The organism is Clostridium sp. DFI.1.208 (assembly GCF_024463855.1).
In the GTDB taxonomy this organism is placed as follows: domain Bacteria; phylum Bacillota_I; class Bacilli_A; order Erysipelotrichales; family Erysipelotrichaceae; genus Clostridium_AQ.
Map to the genome: position 1 here is coordinate 65,277 of NZ_JANGCA010000016.1, position 21,617 is coordinate 86,893.

Below are 21,617 nucleotides of genomic sequence, written 5' to 3' on the forward strand. Positions count from 1 at the left end.
TGTCCTCTTTCCTTTATTTTTTAAAGATTGAGTAATCCTTATTATCGAAGGGTGCCGTCTGAAAGAACATACGGATTCCCTGACTCTGGATATACCGAATCTTTTCTATGTCTTCTTCACTGAAATAATCCGAGAGGCTTTTGATCATCATGCGGCTTGCAGGATATGGCATCTGAATCTCCTTTGTACGGAAACCTGCCTTCACAGCATCACAGGCAACACTTAAATTCGGAAAAATAACCATTGCTTTGATACTGCGGCCTTCATTGATATATTCGAGGAATTGTTCTATAGAGAAAATTTTAACCTTCATGGTTTTGGGAAGACAAAGCTGCATTACATCAGCAATGAATGGATCATTTACATAATCCGGATCTACAATCAGTACATTATCTGCATCGATAAACTGATTCCAGTTCAAAGCAACTGTCGCATGCAGTAATCGTTTGTCTATCCGCGCAAGTTTGATTTTTGTACTCATGCTTCATCACCTACTTGAACTCGTTTCTGATATTCTCTCAATGCATAGGATATCAGCATTAAGAGAACCTTTCCCTGAAAACTTCCCCGGACATCTATCTGAAAAACTTCCTCATATTTCTTAAGCTTATATATCAATGTATTTTTATGCAGAAACAGATCATCTGCGGCCTGTGTCAGATTGAAATCATTCACAAACAGCTTATCACAGATATCCACCATTTCCTCTATATCGATACCTTTTCCACATTCCCTGTAATAATCAAACACATCCCTGACATCATCCACCGCTACCTTTGACAGAAAATAGTCATAGAGGTAATCGGAGAAAAATACCGGAACATCCTTCTCGTATGTCACATTGTTCTTCAGCCACAGACAATTCTGATAGCTGATTGCATACTGCCGCAGCTTTTTCTGAATGGAACCGACAAAATAATAACAGTCCGTCATCTCCCATTCCCGCAGGCTGCGGATATAATCGCGTATAAATGGTTTAAAATCAGCCGTATTATGATATTCCTGCGGCAAATCCTTAAAAATCAGCAGGCACTTGCTATTCAGCAGAGAATAGATGATTTCCTTACTATCCGGCTTCATTTTCAAACGCATGACATCCTTTGTATTGAACCCTTCATTATGAACCACATAGATCGCCACCCTTGGTTTATTTTTATCTATTTCCAATTCATCCAGAAGGCTTAACACATGATTCATATCAAAGTTTTCCGTATTTAATATATATTTCACCAGCTCGTCATCCTTTGTGACCTTCTGGTTCAAGGTTGTCTGATTGATTTCATACATGAGCCGTACCGTAAGAGATTCATTCAAAAGCTTACTGATCATCGGCAGATTTTCATCATTACCGCTCACCCATAAGAATCCGAAATCCTGACCCTTTACACGTACTTCAAAAAATGCATTATGCTCATCCGGCCGATTTACATCAACCTGACGTCCGATTTCCGCTTTATTACTGCATAATGTCACTGTCATTTTATCATTCACAAGCCCAATCGTATAACGGTTGTTTTCCTGAACAACATTTATAAATTCCTCAAAAACTTCACCTATCAGCATATGATCTCTCCTTTCGCAAGAGTTGAACTCTCATGAAGTCTGACATCTTCCCTGTATGCCAATAGTACCACAGAATAATATATCCCCTTCTGCATGATAGTGCTTTCATGGAAATTATAATTCATATGACAGGGTTTGTCCAGACAGCTTTATTCAGGATTCCAGCTGTGTATTCGTATGTACGCAGCTGGTTTGTAAAGTTTCCATCGTTTCCTTCAGAAGTGCTTCCTCCTCCAGATCTGTTTCCTCCATATTGGAGAGCTTCAGATACAGATCAATCAGCATCGGAAGATTCAGACCGGTAAGCACCGGATAGTGATACTTTCTGCTCATGACAGTAAAAACATTGCAAGGGGTTCCGCCATACAGGTCTACCAGAACGATGGTAAAGCCTTCCTTTGTACGCATGGTTTCATCCACAAGCTTCATGTAATCCTCAAAGGAATATTCCGGAAGCAGTGAACAGCAATCTACATTCTCCAGCGCCCCTGCAATCATTCTCGCAGAATTCACAAGCTCCTCACCGAATTTTCCATGTGTTCCTATAACAATATTAAATTTTTCCATAGCTCCTCCTGTTTATTTCTGCAGCTCTTTGATACTTTTACCAAGACTTCCACCCGGATGCCATTTCACATACTGATTCAAATCCAGCTGCTTTGCTTCCTGCAATACGACACTCAAGCATTGCAGAATCAGTATTTCCGACAGGATGGATGCTCGCGGCGGCTTATTCAGCTCGTCCCCTTCTTCATCCACATGCGCTACCAGACAGACCTCTGACTGCTTTGCCAGCGTCGATTGCGGATTTCCCGTACAGCTGATGATGTGTGCTCCGTTTGCTATCAGTGTCTGTACCGTTGCCTCCAGCTCCATCGTTTCTCCACTATTGGATATGGCAATCACCACATCTCCTTTTTTTACCTGTCCGCTGGATCCATGTACGGCCTCTGTACCATGCAGCTCATAGGCACTCGTTCCTGTGGAGGACAACAACGATGCAATATAGCCTGCCACATGCCCCGGCTTCCCGATTCCCGTGACATGGATTCGTCCTCCCTGCTTTTCACTTTCCATTATGATATGTGCTGCACGCTCGATGCTTTCCATATCCATTTCTTCTATATTTTTCCCTAATTCCGATGCAATATTGCTCAGATATTCCTTTACACATTCTATCATACGTTTCACCTAGTTTCCGATCAGCTGTTCCAATATGATGTCCGTAGACATTGCACAGGTTCGCTGTTCACTTTCCTTGCTTCTTGCGGCTGTGTGCGGCGTCAACAGGAAATTATCCAGTGTGAGCAGCTTATCATCCTCCCTTGGCGGTTCACTGCTGTACACATCGAAGCATGCACTTCGTATTTCCTTATTCTTCAATGCTTCATATAAAGCTTCTTCATCCACGATACCCCCACGCGCTGCATTCAGCAGGCAGGCATCCTTCTTCATTTTTTTGAATTCCTCTGTGGAAATCATATGTCGTGTAGAGTCCAGAAGTGGTACGTGAAGAGAGATATAATCACATTCTGCTAGGATATCCTCCAGTGTGGAAATCTGTGCATGGTACTGCTTTGCACTTTCCTCTGCGATTGCAAAGGCATCATAGGCATATACCTCCATACCGCAGCCGTAAGCATATTCTGCAAGATACTTTCCGATCATACCAAAGCCGATGATTCCCAGCTTCTTCCCATAAATTTCTCTGCCGGTAGGCTTATTCCAGCCATGCTGCTTCACATCCCGTACACTGGTATACAGATTTTTAGCTTCCATCAGCATCATGGAAAGGACATGCTCGGCGACTGAGCGGGAATTGCTTCCCACACAGCGTCCGACATGGATATGATGCTCCTTTGCATAATCCAGATCGATATTATCCGTTCCAACACCGAATTTACACACTGCCTTCAGCTTCGGACAGCCCTCCATCATTTCCTTATCCATCGTATCCACACCGACGATAATAGCATCGGCATCCTTCGCCAGTGCTTTAAACTCCTCCTGTGTATATGCCTTACCTGTGGCATTGTAATGTACATCCAGACCCTTGGATTTCATCCGCTCCACCTGATCCAGACCATAATTCGCAAACCCTCGCGGGGTTATCAGTACCTTCATAAAATCTCCTTTCTTTTCCTATCCTCCATCTGTCTGTAAAGAAAACAAATCCATGCTCTTCCATGGATTTGTTCACATCTTATATAATATGGAAGAAGGTTAATACGATTGCGATAATCATTGTATAAATCATCAGACGAATATACTTTGGTCCTCGCTTTGTAATATACAGATACATTCCCATAACGACGATGAATGGCAGCATATTCGGCAGGATACCGTCGATGATTTCCTGCAGCTTCACAGTTGACGTATCACTGGCGAATTCCACAATGGTCTGCACCTTTATATAAGAGGCAGACAGACATCCGATCATGAACAGACCAACGATGCTTGCGATGTCAATAACCTTTTTGATTGCTCCGGAGTGCAGAATTTCCAATACAGAATTTTTACCCAGAGAGTACCCCTTGTTGAAGAGGAACCAGGACCAGCCAAAGCTCCATGCAATATAGATCAAGCCAGGAATAAAGGCGGCGATGATTGAGCCCTCCAGCGCCATCGGGACAAAGATTGCCAACGGAATTGTCGCAACGATTCCCTGATCCACACTGTCACCGATACCGGCAAGCGGTCCCATCAGACCAAGCTTTAAGGATTGAATAACCTCCGGTGAAATATCGTCGTGACCAAGCGCACGCTGCTCCTCCAAAGAAATCGTAATTCCATGAATGATACTTCCCCAGTCACAGTTTGTATTGAACATGGATGTATGACGGCGCATTGCTGCCTGCAGCTCTTCCGGGTCATCCTTGTACAGCTTACGCAAAACCTTGTTCATCGAATATCCGAAGGCAAGTGCCTGCATACGGTCAAAGCTTACCGGAACCTCTACAGCAAGCGTCCATTTCCACCATGCCTTTAACAGATCCTTTTTTGTTACGATTGTTTTCTTTTCTTCAGCGGCTACACTGTTTACTGCTTCACTCATGCAACTTCCTCCTCATCGTTCTGTTTGAATAGGGATACGATCAGTGCAAGACATAATGCAATCACTGCTCCTGTCAGCATGGAGAAGCCCATGACAGAGTACAGGAAGAATCCCAGTACGAAGAATGGCAGATATTTCTTTTTTCCCATAACAACCAGTGTCAGTGCGAACCCTAACCCCGGCAGCATGTTTCCTGCGTTGGTAAGTCCATTCATCGCCCATTCCGGTATCACGTTGATAAATGCCTGTACAACGCTGGAACCGAATAACGTCGCAATGAATACCGGTGTAAAATACAATACACCATTGGTAAGCCATGGAAGCACAAAGGAGAAGATGGACAGCTTGTCATACTGCTTGTCCTCTACAAATTTATCTGCCTTCGTATTATAGAAGGAGTTGATGGTACGACGTACATTATTGATCAAAACGCCCAAAACTCCGAATGGAACGGCCAGAGCCACAGCCGCAGCCGGATCCAGATTGTTTGCGATAGCGGCAGGAATTGCGATACAGGTTGCCAGTCCCTGATCACTTGGAATATTTCCACCGGCTTCGATACCTCCCATATACATCAGCTGGATGGTGGCACCATACAGCTGACCGGTCTGTACATCCCCATATACAAGACCGATAAATACGCCCAGTACGACTGGCTTACGGAATGCAAACGAGATAAAATAGCTCGCACGTCCCATGGAAAGCCAGTACAGTATACCGACTAAGATTGCTTGAATTACCATATACATGTCCTCCTGTTATAATTTAGCGACAGCTTTTTGAAGTGTTTCGGAAGGATAATCCGGAGTTGTCTGGAAATAAATTTCGATCCCCATCTTTTCCAGTTCAAGCAGAGTATCTGCATCTGCTCTGTCCAGTGTGATTGCGTTGTTGACAGCCTTACGTCCCGGTCCCCCGCCAAGACCTCCAATCTGTACCTTTTCCAGCTTCAGTCCAGCCTGTACTGCGGCATTCAGTTCTGCCACACCCTTAAACAGCACCATGACGCGGTTCTTATCAAAGGCTCCCTCCTGCTGGCGTTTTACCGCATCCTCTACATTTACGATTGTGATTTTTACACCCTTTGGAGCTGCCATTTTAAATACTTCCTGCATGAAAGCATCCTTGCTCAGGGCAGTGTCGATTGTTACGATTTCATTGATCTGACACTGTGTCAGCCATCTGGTAATAACCTGACCGTGAATCAATCTGAAATCTACTCTTGTCAATTCAATACTCATCTTGAATTCCTCCTTACACCTACATTATATTGAAATCGCTTTCAAGTCGCTATGTTCAAACAAACTAAAAAGCTTATGCCGTTTTTGGTCAAACGCACAAAGTTGAAAAAATGCATCCGGAAACCGGAGCATACTTGTTTTCTATATATTATATGTGTTTTGATTGACCTTCTAAAAGTCCTTTATTTATAGGCTTTTTAAGCATAAGCCAGGCAGACGAGCAGGCTCTTTCCAACTGCAATCTCATTTGTTTAAGCGCACATATTTCACCTCTAATTTTGTTCACTCATCCAATTGTAAGCGTTTCTAAAACAACGTAAGATATAGGCAAGGAGGATGTCATTATGAATATGAAAAAAATGAATGTCACAAACCGTATGTATGAGGCAGGAGCACTTGCTATCGTTCGTGCGGAAACACTGGATCGAGCATGTGAAATAGCGGAAGGCTGCATGAAGGGCGGTGTACCTGTCATGGAAATGAGCTATACATTAAATAACGCTGGAGATATCATACAGGGGCTTTCTGAAAAATATGGTGATGCGCTATGCGTAGGTGCCGGAACGGTGCTGGATGCAGAAACAGCAAGACACGCAATCCTGCATGGAGCCGATTTTATTATCGCACCCAATTATAATGAAGAAGTCGCAAAAATGTGCAATCGTTATCAGATACCTTATGCACCCGGTTGTACAACGATTACCGAGTGTGTTGATGCATTGAGCAGCGGAGCGGCATTCGTTAAGGCATTTCCTATTTCTGATTTCTATGGGCCAAAGCTGGTAAAGGTTTTTAAAACACCAATTCCAGATATGCCGATTCTGGCAAGCGGTGGAATCAATCTTGATAATCTGACAACATGGCTGGAAAACGGTGTTGATGTCTGTGGCTTCGGTGGTCTTCTGACAAAAGGAAGCAGTGAGGATATTGCCGCAAATGCTACCAAAATTCATGAAATCATTACCGGCTTTCGTTCCAGTAAATAAGGGCAGTTAGAAAGCTTATCTGATATTTCTGTATTCTTACAAAAAAACTGCATGGCGTATCTTAACGGTACACCATGCTTTTCATTCTTTATTTAAATGCTTCCAAATTTGTTAAATAATTCAAATATCCATTACTTCCCATTTGTTTTTCCCAAAAATCCATACTTTCATGTATTCTGATGAGCAGCCGAAATGCCATCGTGACCATTCCTTCACAAATCTTATTTCTATCCATAGCTGCGATATCTGCAGCTTCAAGAATCATACAGCTTTGGATGCCTTACAAGTTTTTACCATCCGTTTACTTACGCTGTGCACCCTATAAATTTTCTGCGTTTGTCTTTATTACTTGGGTGTACCAGTGGAAGGAATCCTTTGGATACCGGTTTAGTTTTGCTGTATCATCATCTTCTTCCCTTTCCACATAAATGAAGCCATAACGTTTCTGGTAACCATTTAACCAGCTTAATAAATCTGTACAGGACCAGGTACAATATGCCAATACCTCACATCCATCATCGATTGCTTTTTTCAATTCTTTGATATGCGCCTGTAGATATTCAATACGGTACGGGTCGTGGATTGTTTTATCTTCTTCCAGCTTGTCAAACGCTCCAAGGCCATTCTCAGATATAATGATAGGTAAATCATAGCGTGAGGTTATTTCCCGACAGCACATACGTATTCCCATTGGGTCAATCGTCCAATCCCAATCCGTTGTATTCAAATATGGATTGGCAGGATTTTTATACAATCCGGGTACTCCGCTGATTTTTGCTGTTCCCTTTTCTCCGGTTGTGTTCACCTCATGATTCGCTCCAACACCATGAATATCATTATACTCGGCAACCGCTGTCTGATAATAATTAACACCCATAAAATCTATCAAAGCCGCAGCCTGCCGGATATCCTGCATTTCATCCGCGGTAATATCCGGTGCACAGTTAATAGATTTCAGATATTTCATAGCACTCTTTGGATAACGGCCATATCCATAGATATCCAGCCACCAGTAATTGCGTAAATCATCAAAATCTGCTTTTGCCATCGCATTCTCAGGACGGCAATCAAGCGCATAGCATGGAGAAAACGCAAAGCTTGCGCCTACCATAGCATGAGGAAAGCGTTTCTTCAATTCCAAAACACTCCGCGCATGTGCAACGTTCGCATGATGATTTACCTGATAGAACAGCTTCAGCTGATCTGTTTTTCCCGGTGGATGCAATCCTTCCATCCAGCCCATAGAGGTGAAGATATTCTGTTCATTCATGGTAATCCAGTATTTTACACGATCTCCATAGCGTTCAAACAGAGTAATAGCATAATTTACAAAATCCTCTATAATCTGTGGATTCTCCCAGCCATGATATGCCTCTTCCAGCGCCTGTGGCATATCCCAGTGATAGATGGTGACCATCGGCTCAATTCCATATTTTAAGCATTCATTGATCACATTGTCATAAAACAATAAGCCCGCTTCATTTACTTCCTTGCTTCCTTTTGGAAAAATTCTGGTCCACGCAATCGAAAACCGATAGGTCTTTAGCCCCATTTCTGCCATGAAAGCGATATCTTCCTTATAGCGATGATAGAAATCAACCGCAACCGCGCCTGTCGTACCTTTAAAGGTTTTTCCCGGTATCTTTACAAATTCGTCCCAATTTGAAATACCCTTGCCATCTTCACAATCTGCACCTTCAATCTGATAGGCAGCAGATGCACTGCCCCATAAGAAATCATCTGGAAATCCTGCTGTTTTTTCAAAATACATTGTATCCTCCATTCTCCCGCTGTATGCGAGTATCCAATATTCGTTTAGTTATCATATAATTCCTTTATTACGTTGGTTTCAAAGTGAAAATACTGTGGAAGATGCCGTGCGATAGAATACTCGAATATCTCAGATGTATCCAGATATGCAAGCTCTTCCACCTGACATACAAAATCATTGTCATTCATGTGAAAATATTTCTTTTCCAGTGCCTGCGGACGAACAGCCTGAAATGACAGATGTGCGCCTTGTATATGCTTATGAAGCTGTTTTTCAATATACGCATAGATCGAGGTTTCCACATCCTTGTGCTGAAGTCCCGGTATAATCTGTAGAGGCATCCATGTATATTCTACAACTCTTGGCTCCTGCTTATACAAGCGAACACGCTCTATTTCATAAACAAACTCTCCAGCTTGTATATTCATTTTATCCGCCAGCTCTGCCGTGCATGCCACTACCTCAAATTTCTCAACAACAGAAGTAACCTCCTCACGGATCAGATCCCGTCCGATAACAGGTACTCCCTGCATGCGATCAAGACCGGTTTCACATTTCTTTACGAAGCTTCCCAGACCTCTTTTTCTTACAACGAGCCCCTCACTGACAAGGCGGTCCAACGCTTTTTTCACCGTCAGCACACTGCACTCGTATTGCTTTGCGAATTCCTCGCCACTTGACAGCATGTCGTTAGGGCTATAGCTTCCCTTCTGAATTGCATTTTTTATATCTGTATACACCTGCATATATTTGGGTATCATAGCACACCTCCAATACGTATATTATAACGCAAAATTCGTTGACTGCAACATAATTATATACTTTTATTATAAAACATATATATTTTTAAAACACTTCTAAAAAAACCTCTGTGACGGGACAGAGGCTTTGTGGCAATGACGATGGATAACATATAGATGAATAGGAAATTGTCATCACCCTTCTTTCAGACAGAGCTTGTCTGTATGTACAGCATACACCCGCCGTGTGAACAGCATGTGAAGTATGTTTGAATATCCATACAATATCTGTATAATGATGTATGGAACAGAAAAGGAGGACTTCTATAATCCTTTATAATCTGGATTTCATTTACAGTACACGCAAAGAAAGGATGGGGGAGGCAACTATGAATATAAACTACAAAAGAATGGAGAGTCAGCATGTAGATGCAGTGGTAAAACTATACATAGACTATTATAATACCTATGAGGGAGGCTGCTGGACTTATGATAAAGCATATAAAAGACTTCATCAGCTCATGACGATCGAGGATGCACTGTGCTTTATACAGATGGTCGATCATGTTATCAGTGGATTCGTCATGGGATATTTTAAAGAATTTGATGATTTGACCGGTTATTATCTGGAAGAAATCGTGGTCGTCAAGCAATTTCAAGGGGCGCATCTTGGTACGCATTTTCTAAATAAACTGGAGAAAACCGTAAAAGCGAACGGTGCTTCCTTCATTGAGCTACTCAGTGTAAACGATGAGATGCATGCGCATTTCTATACGAAAAGCGGATACAAAAATGCAGAGAATATGATATTCAAATGCAAGCATTTTGCGGATTAGCAGCAGCATTGTAGGGAGGGGATGTCCCTATTCCTCTCACAAGCAGCAGCCCAGCAAAAGCAGCCTTTATTCTGTATACTGATCATAGCCTTCAACTTTCACTTGAATGGTCGCCTATATGTATGGGAAGCAAAAAAGAACCTCTGCGAGGGACAGAGGTTCAGCATGAAGGCAGGTAATGGAAATGAAAAAATATTGTAAACATGATAGCTGTTTTGTTTTTATAGGGATGGGGAAACATTCCATTACCTTTATTAAGATTTCACAAGCATTGCTTTGCTTGTGTCTATATCATACATCGCCTATGTGAACGCTGTGTGAACGTTATATGAAAAGGGAAAGAATTAAGCAATTCATCCATATCTGCATTCTGTATCCGCATAAACTGGGGAAATGAATTGTCTGAACAATTCCTATCATGGTAAAATAGATAGGAAAACGGAAGGAGTGTGGATCATGAACAAGCTGTGGGGACATTTGAAAACAATAACTGCGCACAAGCTTGCGGTCACAAAGCTTTGTTTTCGTTGCGGTTTGTATAAACAGGGACTTCTGCATGACCTCTCCAAATACTCTCCTGTTGAATTTTGTGCAGGTGTGAGGTATTACCAGGGAAATCGCAGCCCCATTGATTATGAAAAGGAAGTAAAAGGCTATTCCTTAGGCTGGCTGCATCATAAAGGAAGAAACAAGCATCATTGGGAATACTGGTTGGATAATGCTGTCGGGGGAATCAAGCCTGTGAAAATGCCGCTTCATTATCTTGTGGAAATGTACTGCGATCGTACTGCCGCTTCCCGCATTTATATGAAGGAAAATTATCATGACGGCAGTGCTTATGAATACTTCATGAACGGGTATGATAATGTTATTATGCATGAAGAGACAAAGGCAATGCTGAAGATGATTCTGGAATATCAGCGGGATCATGGAACGGATGCTACAATTAACTTTATACGAAAAGAGATACTGCAGAACTGAATGATCTGGTATATGACCTTATTATAAGTGAGCTGGCACTCCATTCGACAGATACCTTTATTCAAATTTCACCTTTTGTCAGTAAAGAAGAGATACAAAGCATACAAAATAATACAAAGATGCCTGAATCGAAAAAAGGAAGTTGAGTTTGAAAACTGTTCTTTAAAACGATGCATCAGGACAGTAAAAAGCCTTACTGTAGGAGATTACACAGAGCGTTATCTCGTTGGGAAGTGCGAATCATGTCTTTACAGATCATGTTTTGATAAGGGAGAAATTATCAATCACATCCTTTCATAACGGTGTTGTGATACCCCATGCTTTGTATCTGAATGCCAGAAAGAGCTTTATTTCTTTTCTGCTGCTAGATACACAGGATGCTATTTTACGGAATGATTTTTTTCTGGTCATAGCTGATCCCGATCAGAATTACAATCCTGATCTCATCCTGATCCCATTCAATCAGATTGTGGAGCTTTTATCATGGCCTGCGGTTATTCAGAAGCTTGCCAATGTGTCAACATATGCAAAGCTACTTCGCGTGATTACAGCTAAGGAGTTAATCCTCATAATAGCTTTTATAATCATGCCACTAAACTACAAGTTATACTCCTAGTGATCATCTAGAATTAACATTTCCACAATTATCTTTTTTGCTCTATACAATTCCGACACACATTAGGAAATTCTGCAATAAGCATTACTGTATGCGGTGTTTACTTCGCCGTTATACTTATGAATATCTTTATTATTGATGCTACACTATTATCTGGCAGGAATTGAACAAGAAAATATGCAAAGTTTGCACCTATAGAGCATACTGAGCAGCACCTGCAAGGCCACGCATATATATCTCAAGGATTTTTACCAAAACCGCATAGAGGCGATGGTGGGAAATCAGACCCTATCAAAAATTAAGTTTACTAACATTGTTATGCTAAAAATTCCAATAAAATACTATTTCTTCCGAAACAATATCATCTTGAATTTGCTATGATACAATAAAAATGAGGAGGAATGATATATGAAGAAAATTATAACAGAGATTAATCAAATAGCTATATCATACTATATCACTTTCATTGTTCTCATTATCATTATGAGTAATCTAAACGACAGCGATATAAGAACTGCTACTTTACTAGATACATTTTTGTTTGCTTATATCCTTCCTATTTCCGTCATCACAATCCTTTTATCCAACTCATTTAAATATATATATAGTTGCAATAAACGAAAAATGTTTTTTGAAATTGGTATCTCTCTCTTATTATGTTTGTTCACAGTGTTTTTTCTCCGATTTGATTCAATGCTTACAATATCTAGACTGATTATGTTTTTAGGAATTGCTGTTTACTTGACTATGTTAATTTTTTCATTCCTAAAAAAAGGAGGGTAATATGAAAAAGATTCTTAAAATTTGTTTATCTATATTTCTATTCAGCCTATTCATTCTACCTGGGTTTAGCATACACGCAAATGAAGATACAGTATTGCGGGCTGGTGCAACTAGCCATAAAGTCGAAGCAATAGCTTCTGGATTAGGTTGGGCTCAATATAAAGTTACAGGAAAGATAACAGTCTATGATCTCGAAGGGAAAGATCCTAGAGAACTATCATACAGTTATAAAGTGAGAGTTAACTGTAGTACAAACGGCTATATTAGCAGTTTTAGTACTTCAGATACAAAGGTAACTGGTTCTATGCCTGAGTATAACGCTTACGGAAAATTAGTTTTTTACGGAACTAAGAATGGAACGAAGTTATTACTCACAGAAAGAGTTCAGATATGTTATACACAAATAGGTAGTGGTGAACAGCTTTCTCATTTAGCTGAAAACACATTCACTATATCCGGAAGTGGACCATACAGATAAAAAGTTTAAGTGTTACATCAAATGTAAGCAACATAAGAGAAGAAAAGCAGTGATTGTGAATCCCTGCTTTTCATTAAGCTTTCCTACTTTTCTTCCTCTTCCAGCTCATAAGGCAGAAACTCTGCAAGCAGATGCTTCTGCCGAAGATTCTCTTCAATTTCATCCAGTATTTCCTGTGAATCCGCAGTTACATGGTGAAAGTGATAGCCGGCTGTCACATTCATTAAAGGTGTGGACTTTCCTGTCTTGAGATTATCCAGCAATGTTGCCACATCCCGACGGTTTCTAATACGCAGAGGTGCTGACATCTTCCCATAAGCTCTGTGGTTCACCATCACATCCTCTACACTTCCACCAAGATCAACGATCGTCTCAAGCTCTTCACTGATCTGCTCTGTCGTGTGACAGACCTTAAACAGGCGAACTGCTTTTTTTGTTTCATTCAATATATAGCCCCGTGCGGTAGCAATGATCGGATAGCCCTCTGTCCGCAGCAATGCGATATCCTGAACCACCACCTGTCGGCTTACACCGGTATCTCGTCCCAGTGCACCACCGGAAAGCGGTTGGGAAGACTGCCTCATCATGGTTAATATGCGTTTACGGCGCTGAGAGCCTGTCAAAGCTGTAGCCATAGGGCTGGCTGCTCCTTTCTTACTCATAGTATCCGCTCTTTACTCATCAAGGACGCTCAAATGCTTCAGACTGATATCCAGAATCGGGGAAGAATGTGTCAATGCTCCACTGGAAACATAATTCACACCGAGATCCTTCATCAGTTCAATATTTTCTTTTGTGATATTACCGGAGCATTCTGTTTCTGCACGTCCGCCAATCAGCTGTACGGCCTCCTTCATCTGCGCAGGTGACATATTGTCGAGCATGATAATATCTGCACCGGCCTCCACTGCTTCTTTCACCATGTCAAGATTCTCTGTTTCGATTTCAATTTTGCGAACGAATGGTGCATGCATTCTTGCGGCCTCGATTGCCTGCTTTACACCGCCTGCCGCATCAATATGGTTGTCCTTCAACAGCACTCCATCGGATAAATTATAGCGGTGATTTCTTCCGCCTCCGACAAGAACAGCATATTTCTCAAACACCCGCATGCACGGTGTCGTTTTTCTTGTATCTACCAGACAGGTTTTAGAGCCTTCCAGCATATCCGCTACCTTTCTGGTATATGTCGCGATTCCACTCATTCTCTGCAGATAATTCAACGCAGTACGCTCACCGGATAGCAGTACACGAACATCCCCGTGTACTGTTCCCATCAGCTGTCCGTTCGTTACCCTATCTCCATCCTTAACAAGGAAATCAACCTTTGTTTGTGGATCCAGCAGCGTAAATACACGCTCGAATATCTGAAGTCCGGCAATGATACCGTCCTCCTTACAAATAAGCTGAACCTCTCCTTCCTTATAGTCCGGCATAACGGAACAGGTTGTTACATCCTCACCGTTAATGTCCTCCTCTAAAGCAAGACGGATATATTTATCAGCAACAAGCTGCATCGTAATTGGATTCATAAGCTCTTTTTCCTTTCCGGCAGACTGTTATGTTATCAGCTGCTCTTTTCGCAAAAACAAGACTCTCCAGCAGACTGTTGCTGGCAAGGCGATTCTTACCGTGCACGCCGTTACAGCTGGTTTCTCCAACGGCATACAGATGCTGCATGGTTGTCTGTGAATGACTTCCCACATGGATTCCTCCCATAAAATAATGCTGAGCAGGAACCACCGGAATACATTCCTTTGTAATATCATAGCCTTCCTTACGGCAGGCCTCCTGAATATTTGGAAAATGACTTTGTATGGTCTCTTTGGGTACATTTTGAAAAGACAGCCAGACATGCTCCGTTCCATCCTTCTTCATCTCCTCAAAGATAGCCTGAGATACTACATCCCTTGGCAGCAGCTCATTTACAAAGCGTTCTCCCTTTTTATTCAGTAAAATCGCTCCATCTCCCCGGGCAGACTCGGAAATTAAAAAGCTCCGTCCCTTTTTTCGACTATACAGGCTGGTTGGATGAATCTGTACATAATCGAGGTGATCCAGCTGAATCCCATGCTTTTCACAAATGCGCAATGCATCTCCTGTAAGGCTCGGATAATTGGTGGAATGCTCATAAAGTCCTCCGATACCACCTGTCGCCAGCACCGTATCCTCCGCATGGACGCAGACGACCTGCTGCTCCCTTGTTTTCAGTACAATCCCCTTACAAATACCATGCTCAACGAGCAGATCGCACATCAGGGCATGCTCCATAATAGTGATATTTGAACAGCTGCGAACATGCTTTTGCAGAGCTGTCGTTATTTCCTTTCCAGTGATATCCTTATGAAAACAGATTCTCGCACGGGAATGCCCTCCCTCACGGGTATACCGCAGACTTCCATCCTCATTTTGTTCAAAGCGGACACCCAGCCGAAGCAGCTCCTCAATAACCGGTCTGCTCTGTCGAATCATGATGTCAACACTCTCTCTATTATTTTCATAATGTCCCGCCCGCATAGTATCTTCAAAATAGGCGGTATAATCATCTTCATCATGAAGCACACAGATTCCTCCCTGTGCCAGCATGGAATCACATTCCGCCATATCCTCCTTACAGATCATCAGCACACGCATGGTCTTCGGAAGATTTAAAGCTGTATAAAGTCCTGCGACTCCACACCCTACAATAACGGTATCATAATACATATCTGATTGCATGGTTCGCCTCCTTAAGGCGGTTTACGCCGCAAGCTCCAGCATTCGGTTCAAGGTTGCCTTTGATGGCTCTGCGATATCCTCCGCTACAGCTGCACCGTTTTCTCCCGTGCGCAGGACGTGCAGAATACCATCCAGTGTAATCTTCTTCATATCCGTACATACCGGCTCTGTTTTTGGAAAGTAGAATGTCTTCTCTGGATTCTGCTTTTCAAGCTCATAGCGGACACCAACCTCAGTAGCAATAATAAACTCCTTTGCATTGCTTGCTGCAGCCTGCTTCAGAATACCTGTTGTAGAACCGATATAATCTGCAATTGAAAGCACAGCGGCATTACACTCCGGGTGTGCGAGCACTTCTGCCAGCGGATGCTGCTGCTTCAGCTCTTGAATTTCCTGTACTCTCATCTCCTCATGAACCGGGCAGTAGCCCTTTACCAGCATGACATTCTTTTCCTTAACCTGCTCTGCGACATAACGTCCCAGATTTTTATCCGGAATAAATAATATATTCTGATTTGGCAGATTCTTCACGATCTGTACTGCATTGGCTGAGGTAACACATACATCTGACCATGATTTTATCTCTGCTGTTGAATTGATATAGCAAACGACAGCTAAATCCTCATAGCGTGCTCTTACCTCATCAATCTCTGCTTTCGTTACCATGTGTGCCATCGGACAATCTGCGGATGCGTCCGGCATCAGTACCGCTTTATCCGGATTTAATAGCTTTCCACTTTCTCCCATAAAGGAAACACCGCAGAATACCAGCACCTTATTCGTCAGTTTGGACGCTACCTTGCTGAGATAGAAGGAATCTCCTACATAATCTGCTATCTCCTGCACCTGTGCAGGTACGTAATAATGTGCCAGCAATACGGCATCTTTTTCAAGCTTCAGCTGTTTAATTTCTTCCTGTTTTGTCATATCCTTTGATGATACTGTTCCATCTATACAGTATCTTCATCTCCCTTTCTCTTTACCATTATATCTGCCTCAGTATAGCATATATAATGACAGGTGACAAGACACATGTCAGATTATTTGTATAAATGCCGCCTCTGTAAGGTATTGTTCATTGCTAGATATCCTGTATTGTGCCATGAAATGAAGTGCGTTAGAAGAAGGTACGCTTCAGCAGCTCGGATACAAATACGGGAGTGATCGTAGCTGACAGCCTATCTCAGCCATAGCTTTTCTATTTTCTGGTTACAATACATAGTAACCCATATACTATATGTATAAAAGACCTTCTGAATTTATCCTATAATTGTTATCTAATAAATAATGCCTTGCCAAAGCGGGTTATTTCCAAGATACATCGCGTTTCTAAAGAAAAAAATCAAGCCCGTAAAAACGATGACTTGATCCTTCTTTTTTTTGTTATTTTTAAATCAATTATAACCATCCAGATTAGCTATTCTTCCTCAATTCCACCCAGCATTTCCAGCAGACGGTTCAGATCCTCATTGCCCTCATAACGTATGGTGATTTGCTTTTCATCAATGCGCACCTTTGTTTGAAAACGGCTCTGCAAGCGATCCTGCACCTTATCCAGATTGATATCCCGCTGCTTCTTCTCCGGTGCACTTTTTGGTTCATTCATATTTTTTACAAGCGTTTCAACCGCACGCACACTCAGATGCAGCTGGATGGCTTTTTTTGCCACATCCTCAATCTGTGTCGCATCCTTTAACCCAAGCAGTGCACGCACATGCCCCATGCTCAGCTGCTTATCAATAACATACTGCTGGACAGCCTTCGGAAGCTTTAACAGACGCAGCATATTCGCAACATGCTCTCTTGATTTCCCGATTCGCTTCGCCAGCTCTTCCTGTGTATAGTCAAGCTTCTTAATCAGCTTTTCATAGCCCTGTGCTTCCTCAATGGCATTCAAATCCTCACGCTGAATATTTTCCAGCAGTGCGATTTCCATCATTTGCTGATCGTCAAATTCCATTAGAATAGCAGGAATGGTTTTCAATCCTGCAACCTTACTGGCCCGCAATCGACGTTCTCCTGCAATCAGCTCATAGCCCTTAACGGCTTTCTTAACCAGAATCGGTGTGAATACACCATGCAGACGGATGGAATCAGCAAGCTCCTGAATCTTGTCATCATCAAAGTTTTTCCGCGGCTGATACGGATTCGGCTTTACATCCTTCACCGCAACCTCAAACTTGGAATCCTCGTGAACCTCTGTCTTTCCCTGCTGAATATCCTCTAATACATTATTGACGTCTTCACCAAAGATGGCAGACAAGCCCTTCCCAAGTCTTGCACTATTCTCTTTTTTCGGCATTCATCCACCTCCCTATCTGGCTTTCGCTTTCTTATTCATTTTCACAACTTCATTGGATAGCCCGGCATATGCCTTTGCCCCCTCACAGCGAACATCATATTCAAAAATCGACATTCCTCTGGATGGTGCTTCGCTCAGCTTGACATTTCTCGGTATGTAGTTTTTATAAACGCGATCCTTGAAATGCTGACGAACCTCCTGCTGTACCTCAACACTCAGCTTTGTTCGTGCATCATACATCGTAAGTACAACGCCCTCAATCATCAGATTACGATTAAACAGCTGCTGTACCAGACGAATTGTCAGAAGCAGCTGTGTGACTCCCTCCAATGCATAATATTCACACTGTACCGGTATGATTACAGAATCCGCAGCGGTTAAGGCATTCGTATTCAGCAGTCCCAAAGAAGGCGGACAGTCAATGATAATAAAGTCATATTCATCCTTGATCGGCTCCAGCTTATTCTTTAACAGCTCTTCTTTTCCTACTTCAAATTTTACCATTTGCAGATCAGCTCCTGCCAGTGCAATGCTTGCAGGAACAATGTCAATAGGCGGAGACGTCAGTTTTTTTCGGATATCCTCAACCTTATAATCCTCCATAATCAGATTATAAACAGAAAGCTTATCCTCTCCGACCTCTGCACCGACACCCTGTGTGGCATTTCCCTGGGGATCAAAATCGACCAGTAGCACTTTATTTCCAAGGTATCCCAAGCCAGCAGCGAGGTTAATCGATGTTGTCGTCTTTCCTACGCCGCCCTTCTGATTGGATACCGCTATGATTTTACCCATAAGATCATTTCCTTTCTATTTCGGAATGCGAATGGTAATGATTACTTCATCCTCATGTTCCTCTTCGTTTATTTCTGCCGCTGTACCGGCACGATTCACCATACTGACCGCCTGATGGATGGTATTGATAGCGATTTTAATATTTTTGCTGATACCCTTCAGCATCACTTTTTTCTTTTCTTTTTTCGGTTGTGCCTGTTCCTTCAGCATTTTTTCCGTCTGAGCAACCGTCATACCCTTTTTTACGATTTTATCAAGAGCATCATGCTGCTTTTCTTCATCCAGACCAATCAGTGCCCGTGCATGCCGCTCACTGATTTTTTTTGTGCTGACGGCCTCCTGCACATCCTCATCCAGATTCAACAGGCGGATTTTATTCGCAATAGACGACTGGCTCTTGCCAACGCGAAGTGCCAGCTGACTCTGATTCAATCCGGAATACTTCATGATCTCGACATAGGATTTTGCTTCTTCTATCGCGCTTAGATTTTCTCTTTGGATATTTTCAACCAGTGCCATTTCCGCCATCTGCACTTCATTGGCATCCATGATCAGTACCGGAACATCGACAGCGCCATTCAGCTTCAATGCACGAAATCTTCGCTCACCTGCAATAATCTGATATTTTCCATCCATCTCACGAACTGTGATTGGTTGAATCAATCCGTTTTCCCGGATGGATTGTGCCAGATCCATCAGTGCTTCATCATCAAATTCCAGACGCGGCTGATATGGATTCGGCTCCACCAGATCAATATCCACAATTCTTGTATCTTTCATTCTATTCCTCCTCAAAGGGGATTTTTCTTCATCTGTGCAAACGGTCTTGGATACTTTTTCGGTGTCCTTCTCGTCTTTTCAAAAACAAAATTGATCCGCTGTGATCCATCCGACAGCGTATGCACATCCCTCTGCTTCATTTCACACCCCAGAAGTCGAATTGCTTTTTCAGCCAATGCGTATTCTTCGTCCCCATTGGCACCCTTCAATGCGAGAAAGCAGCCCTGCGGCTTCACCAGCGGTATACACAGCTCACTAAGCAGAGGCAGATTTGCCACAGCTCTTGCACTGACGATATCAAAGCTTTCGCGATGATCCTTCGCATACACCTCGGCACGCTCATGCACACAGGTAACATCCTTCAGCTTCAGCTTTTCGCATAATGCATTTAAAAAAGTAATTCTTTTTCCCAGAGTCTCCACAATCGTCAGCTTTAGTTCAGGATATATGATTTTTAACGGTATCCCCGGAAAACCGGCACCTGCTCCGACATCGCAGAAACTTCCCTGTATCGGCATATCAAAGGAAGGCAATATGGAATCCAGAAAATGCTTTTCATAAATCTCATCCGGATCGGTTATGGCGGTTAGATTTATCTTCTGGTTCCATTCGATCAGCATGGATGCGTACTCTTCAAACTGCCGAAGCTGATGCTCCTGCAATATCATTCCGTACTCAGCAAGCACCTTGGAAAAGTCTTCTTTATGAAATATTTTGGACATAGTATCCCTCCAGCACCTACTATTATATCAAAGAACACTCTCTAACTAAACATTTAGTTTGTGAATTTTCCACAGAGTGCCCTATCAAAAGTGTAATCGCTTCATATCTGACAGAAAAAGGGTAAATGGATACCGAAAGCCATGTTACAGCGTTTAAACTGAAGTCTTTGACATGCTATGCAGCCATACATGCTTCATAAGCAGTTAACCTGAAAGATGTCAATCCAGTGGCTCTCATAAAAAAATGAGTATCTACATCATCGTGGTGATAAAGTCCTCCTTTAAATTATCACAGAGAAAATCAAAAAAAACCTCTGACAGCATTTCACATGTGCCAGAGGCTTTATCATTTACTTGTATTTTATCACATCCATTTCTTCTTATCTATGTCTTTGTATAAGATACAAATCTTATGATTCAAATCAAATTACAATACATCATGACAAGCTTTCAATGAACGCTTCGTATTTGAACTATTAACGGAATCTGCAGTTTTTTTCTTTCTACCATATCTGTTGCAGGTTGCCAGTTTGCTTTATCCCTGCTTTTTACATTTTCTGCAATTCCTCCTGATGCTTTCTATATTGTTTCCTGACTTTGCCGGAAGTGATGGTTCTCATGATATCCTTCCAATCTCATCAGTTAAGATAGTTTCAGGCTCCTTATGACATCTTTTTGTTTAGCGGATACATCTCCTGATCTCTGTAACGGACAACAATCTTCTGTTTCGTTCCTCATCAGTTTCTCCTTAAACTCTGCTTTCCCATCAAATCATAGTCCAGCCGGTCATAAGATATAGATCTATTTACTTAACCATCGATATTCAACAGCCGTTCGATTTGTCTACTTGTATTAACATTCAAATTACATTGGAGTTTTCTGTTTTACCAGCTGATATAATCACTTATATCGTTTCCTGATACCTTGTCTGCTGTCACCAGTTCTTCTTCAGGCTTTAACTTCCGATGATCCACACCGTATTTCCGATTTACCGTTAGATTATTATGATATTCAAATAACTTTCTTTTCACTGACGAGCTCCTATACAAGAAACCCTTTCACGCATCAGCATCCTATGACAAGTTCCAGAATAATCTAACTAACAAACTGTCCCATTTTCTCACCGCTCTCTTTTCTTTGGTATTTCTTTTTACACTTTTATTATATTCGCTGAGCGATATCTGTAAAGGCTTGTGGAAAGATTTGCAGAAATTTGGAATAATTGGTAATTTGCCTGTGGTATACTTCTC

At 42.1% G+C, this 21,617-nt stretch carries 23 protein-coding genes; 4 read left to right on the forward strand and 19 right to left on the reverse strand.

Annotated features, from left to right (window positions below; genetic code table 11):
• Window positions 1-13: 13 nt before the first annotated feature.
• The 8 genes from NE665_RS10195 to NE665_RS10230 form a co-directional block, all read right to left on the reverse strand.
• Window positions 14-481 (reverse strand): PTS sugar transporter subunit IIB, encoded by a 468-nt coding sequence (locus NE665_RS10195; RefSeq protein ID WP_117441836.1) that lies wholly within the window; start codon window positions 479-481, stop codon window positions 14-16.
• Complete coding sequence (locus tag NE665_RS10200) at window positions 478-1,563, reverse strand: helix-turn-helix domain-containing protein (RefSeq protein ID WP_117441837.1); 1,086 nt, start codon at window positions 1,561-1,563, stop codon at window positions 478-480. The genes NE665_RS10195 and NE665_RS10200 overlap by 4 nt, the downstream gene beginning before the upstream one ends.
• Before the next feature lie 153 nt (window positions 1,564-1,716).
• Entirely contained in the window at window positions 1,717-2,130 is a 414-nt protein-coding gene (locus tag NE665_RS10205) for a PTS mannose transporter subunit IIAB (RefSeq protein ID WP_117441838.1), read from the reverse strand.
• Between the two features lie 12 nt (window positions 2,131-2,142).
• Window positions 2,143-2,745: an SIS domain-containing protein gene (locus NE665_RS10210; protein ID WP_117441839.1), complete on the reverse strand. Its 603-nt coding sequence runs from the start codon at window positions 2,743-2,745 to the stop codon at window positions 2,143-2,145.
• Between the two features lie 9 nt (window positions 2,746-2,754).
• The gene (locus NE665_RS10215) at window positions 2,755-3,687 is read right to left on the reverse strand and encodes a phosphoglycerate dehydrogenase (protein WP_117441840.1); all 933 of its coding nucleotides are present in this window, start codon (window positions 3,685-3,687) and stop codon (window positions 2,755-2,757) included.
• A 79-nt stretch (window positions 3,688-3,766) separates the two neighbouring features.
• Window positions 3,767-4,618 carry a PTS system mannose/fructose/sorbose family transporter subunit IID gene (locus NE665_RS10220; protein WP_117441841.1) on the reverse strand — a complete coding sequence of 284 codons (852 nt, stop codon included), beginning with the start codon at window positions 4,616-4,618 and terminating at the stop codon, window positions 3,767-3,769.
• Complete coding sequence (locus tag NE665_RS10225; RefSeq protein WP_178760088.1) at window positions 4,615-5,361, reverse strand: PTS sugar transporter subunit IIC; 747 nt, start codon at window positions 5,359-5,361, stop codon at window positions 4,615-4,617. Before NE665_RS10225 ends, NE665_RS10220 begins: the two co-directional genes overlap by 4 nt.
• Before the next feature lie 15 nt (window positions 5,362-5,376).
• Window positions 5,377-5,859, reverse strand: coding sequence for a PTS sugar transporter subunit IIB (locus tag NE665_RS10230; RefSeq protein WP_008818150.1), 483 nt, complete (start codon window positions 5,857-5,859; stop codon window positions 5,377-5,379).
• A gap of 344 nt (window positions 5,860-6,203) precedes the next feature.
• On the opposite strand from NE665_RS10230, the gene NE665_RS10235 reads away from it, so the two are divergent.
• Complete coding sequence (locus NE665_RS10235) at window positions 6,204-6,845, forward strand: ketohydroxyglutarate aldolase (protein ID WP_220431373.1); 642 nt, start codon at window positions 6,204-6,206, stop codon at window positions 6,843-6,845.
• Window positions 6,846-7,164: 319 nt separating this feature from the next.
• Here the strand turns inward: NE665_RS10235 and NE665_RS10240 are convergent, their stop codons facing one another.
• The gene (locus tag NE665_RS10240) at window positions 7,165-8,616 is read right to left on the reverse strand and encodes a glycoside hydrolase family 1 protein (RefSeq protein WP_117441842.1); all 1,452 of its coding nucleotides are present in this window, start codon (window positions 8,614-8,616) and stop codon (window positions 7,165-7,167) included.
• Window positions 8,617-8,660: 44 nt separating this feature from the next.
• Window positions 8,661-9,377, reverse strand: a complete 717-nt coding sequence (locus NE665_RS10245) for a GntR family transcriptional regulator (protein WP_117441843.1) — start codon at window positions 9,375-9,377, stop codon at window positions 8,661-8,663.
• Between the two features lie 368 nt (window positions 9,378-9,745).
• On the opposite strand from NE665_RS10245, the gene NE665_RS10250 reads away from it, so the two are divergent.
• The 3 genes from NE665_RS10250 to NE665_RS10260 all read left to right on the forward strand — a co-directional run bounded on the left by NE665_RS10250 (window position 9,746) and on the right by NE665_RS10260 (window position 13,050).
• Window positions 9,746-10,192 carry a GNAT family N-acetyltransferase gene (locus tag NE665_RS10250; RefSeq protein WP_117441844.1) on the forward strand — a complete coding sequence of 149 codons (447 nt, stop codon included), beginning with the start codon at window positions 9,746-9,748 and terminating at the stop codon, window positions 10,190-10,192.
• Window positions 10,193-10,648: 456 nt separating this feature from the next.
• A complete protein-coding gene (locus tag NE665_RS10255; protein ID WP_117441846.1) occupies window positions 10,649-11,173 on the forward strand; it encodes a DUF5662 family protein in 525 nt (174 codons plus the stop codon).
• Window positions 11,174-12,573: 1,400 nt separating this feature from the next.
• Window positions 12,574-13,050 (forward strand): hypothetical protein, encoded by a 477-nt coding sequence (locus tag NE665_RS10260; RefSeq protein ID WP_117441849.1) that lies wholly within the window; start codon window positions 12,574-12,576, stop codon window positions 13,048-13,050.
• An 83-nt stretch (window positions 13,051-13,133) separates the two neighbouring features.
• Here NE665_RS10260 and NE665_RS10265 read toward each other — a convergent pair whose 3' ends face one another.
• The 9 genes from NE665_RS10265 to NE665_RS10305 form a co-directional block, all read right to left on the reverse strand.
• Window positions 13,134-13,712: a transcription repressor NadR gene (locus NE665_RS10265; RefSeq protein ID WP_117441850.1), complete on the reverse strand. Its 579-nt coding sequence runs from the start codon at window positions 13,710-13,712 to the stop codon at window positions 13,134-13,136.
• Between the two features lie 12 nt (window positions 13,713-13,724).
• A complete protein-coding gene (nadC, locus tag NE665_RS10270; RefSeq protein ID WP_117441851.1) occupies window positions 13,725-14,582 on the reverse strand; it encodes a carboxylating nicotinate-nucleotide diphosphorylase in 858 nt (285 codons plus the stop codon).
• Window positions 14,551-15,768 carry an L-aspartate oxidase gene (locus NE665_RS10275; protein WP_117441852.1) on the reverse strand — a complete coding sequence of 406 codons (1,218 nt, stop codon included), beginning with the start codon at window positions 15,766-15,768 and terminating at the stop codon, window positions 14,551-14,553. Before NE665_RS10275 ends, nadC begins: the two co-directional genes overlap by 32 nt.
• Window positions 15,769-15,789: 21 nt before the next feature.
• Window positions 15,790-16,695 (reverse strand): quinolinate synthase NadA, encoded by a 906-nt coding sequence (gene nadA / locus NE665_RS10280; protein ID WP_117441853.1) that lies wholly within the window; start codon window positions 16,693-16,695, stop codon window positions 15,790-15,792.
• A gap of 490 nt (window positions 16,696-17,185) precedes the next feature.
• Window positions 17,186-18,070 (reverse strand): ParB/RepB/Spo0J family partition protein, encoded by an 885-nt coding sequence (locus NE665_RS10285; protein WP_117441854.1) that lies wholly within the window; start codon window positions 18,068-18,070, stop codon window positions 17,186-17,188.
• A gap of 12 nt (window positions 18,071-18,082) precedes the next feature.
• Entirely contained in the window at window positions 18,083-18,865 is a 783-nt protein-coding gene (locus tag NE665_RS10290; protein WP_117441855.1) for an AAA family ATPase, read from the reverse strand.
• 15 nt (window positions 18,866-18,880) lie between these two features.
• On the reverse strand, window positions 18,881-19,645 hold the full coding sequence (locus NE665_RS10295) for a ParB/RepB/Spo0J family partition protein (RefSeq protein WP_117441856.1): 765 nt from the start codon (window positions 19,643-19,645) through the stop codon (window positions 18,881-18,883).
• Between the two features lie 11 nt (window positions 19,646-19,656).
• Window positions 19,657-20,367, reverse strand: a complete 711-nt coding sequence (gene rsmG, locus NE665_RS10300; protein ID WP_117441857.1) for a 16S rRNA (guanine(527)-N(7))-methyltransferase RsmG — start codon at window positions 20,365-20,367, stop codon at window positions 19,657-19,659.
• Between the two features lie 884 nt (window positions 20,368-21,251).
• Complete coding sequence (locus NE665_RS10305; RefSeq protein WP_178759876.1) at window positions 21,252-21,398, reverse strand: hypothetical protein; 147 nt, start codon at window positions 21,396-21,398, stop codon at window positions 21,252-21,254.
• Between the last annotated feature and the right edge of the window lie 219 nt (window positions 21,399-21,617).

Excerpts from the sequence above, each read along its gene's own strand:
- NE665_RS10195 (WP_117441836.1), bottom strand. The coding sequence starts at position 481 with ATGAGTACAAAAATCAAACTTGCGCGGATAGACAAACGATTACTGCAT.
- NE665_RS10200 (WP_117441837.1), bottom strand. The coding sequence starts at position 1,563 with ATGCTGATAGGTGAAGTTTTTGAGGAATTTATAAATGTTGTTCAGGAA.
- NE665_RS10205 (WP_117441838.1), bottom strand. The coding sequence starts at position 2,130 with ATGGAAAAATTTAATATTGTTATAGGAACACATGGAAAATTCGGTGAG.
- NE665_RS10210 (WP_117441839.1), bottom strand. The coding sequence starts at position 2,745 with ATGATAGAATGTGTAAAGGAATATCTGAGCAATATTGCATCGGAATTA.
- NE665_RS10215 (WP_117441840.1), bottom strand. The coding sequence starts at position 3,687 with ATGAAGGTACTGATAACCCCGCGAGGGTTTGCGAATTATGGTCTGGAT.
- NE665_RS10220 (WP_117441841.1), bottom strand. The coding sequence starts at position 4,618 with ATGAGTGAAGCAGTAAACAGTGTAGCCGCTGAAGAAAAGAAAACAATC.
- NE665_RS10225 (WP_178760088.1), bottom strand. The coding sequence starts at position 5,361 with ATGGTAATTCAAGCAATCTTAGTCGGTATACTGTACTGGCTTTCCATG.
- NE665_RS10230 (WP_008818150.1), bottom strand. The coding sequence starts at position 5,859 with ATGAGTATTGAATTGACAAGAGTAGATTTCAGATTGATTCACGGTCAG.
- NE665_RS10235 (WP_220431373.1), top strand. The coding sequence starts at position 6,204 with ATGAATATGAAAAAAATGAATGTCACAAACCGTATGTATGAGGCAGGA.
- NE665_RS10240 (WP_117441842.1), bottom strand. The coding sequence starts at position 8,616 with ATGTATTTTGAAAAAACAGCAGGATTTCCAGATGATTTCTTATGGGGC.
- NE665_RS10245 (WP_117441843.1), bottom strand. The coding sequence starts at position 9,377 with ATGATACCCAAATATATGCAGGTGTATACAGATATAAAAAATGCAATT.
- NE665_RS10250 (WP_117441844.1), top strand. The coding sequence starts at position 9,746 with ATGAATATAAACTACAAAAGAATGGAGAGTCAGCATGTAGATGCAGTG.
- NE665_RS10255 (WP_117441846.1), top strand. The coding sequence starts at position 10,649 with ATGAACAAGCTGTGGGGACATTTGAAAACAATAACTGCGCACAAGCTT.
- NE665_RS10260 (WP_117441849.1), top strand. The coding sequence starts at position 12,574 with ATGAAAAAGATTCTTAAAATTTGTTTATCTATATTTCTATTCAGCCTA.
- NE665_RS10265 (WP_117441850.1), bottom strand. The coding sequence starts at position 13,712 with ATGAGTAAGAAAGGAGCAGCCAGCCCTATGGCTACAGCTTTGACAGGC.
- nadC (WP_117441851.1), bottom strand. The coding sequence starts at position 14,582 with ATGAATCCAATTACGATGCAGCTTGTTGCTGATAAATATATCCGTCTT.
- NE665_RS10275 (WP_117441852.1), bottom strand. The coding sequence starts at position 15,768 with ATGCAATCAGATATGTATTATGATACCGTTATTGTAGGGTGTGGAGTC.
- nadA (WP_117441853.1), bottom strand. The coding sequence starts at position 16,695 with ATGACAAAACAGGAAGAAATTAAACAGCTGAAGCTTGAAAAAGATGCC.
- NE665_RS10285 (WP_117441854.1), bottom strand. The coding sequence starts at position 18,070 with ATGCCGAAAAAAGAGAATAGTGCAAGACTTGGGAAGGGCTTGTCTGCC.
- NE665_RS10290 (WP_117441855.1), bottom strand. The coding sequence starts at position 18,865 with ATGGGTAAAATCATAGCGGTATCCAATCAGAAGGGCGGCGTAGGAAAG.
- NE665_RS10295 (WP_117441856.1), bottom strand. The coding sequence starts at position 19,645 with ATGAAAGATACAAGAATTGTGGATATTGATCTGGTGGAGCCGAATCCA.
- rsmG (WP_117441857.1), bottom strand. The coding sequence starts at position 20,367 with ATGTCCAAAATATTTCATAAAGAAGACTTTTCCAAGGTGCTTGCTGAG.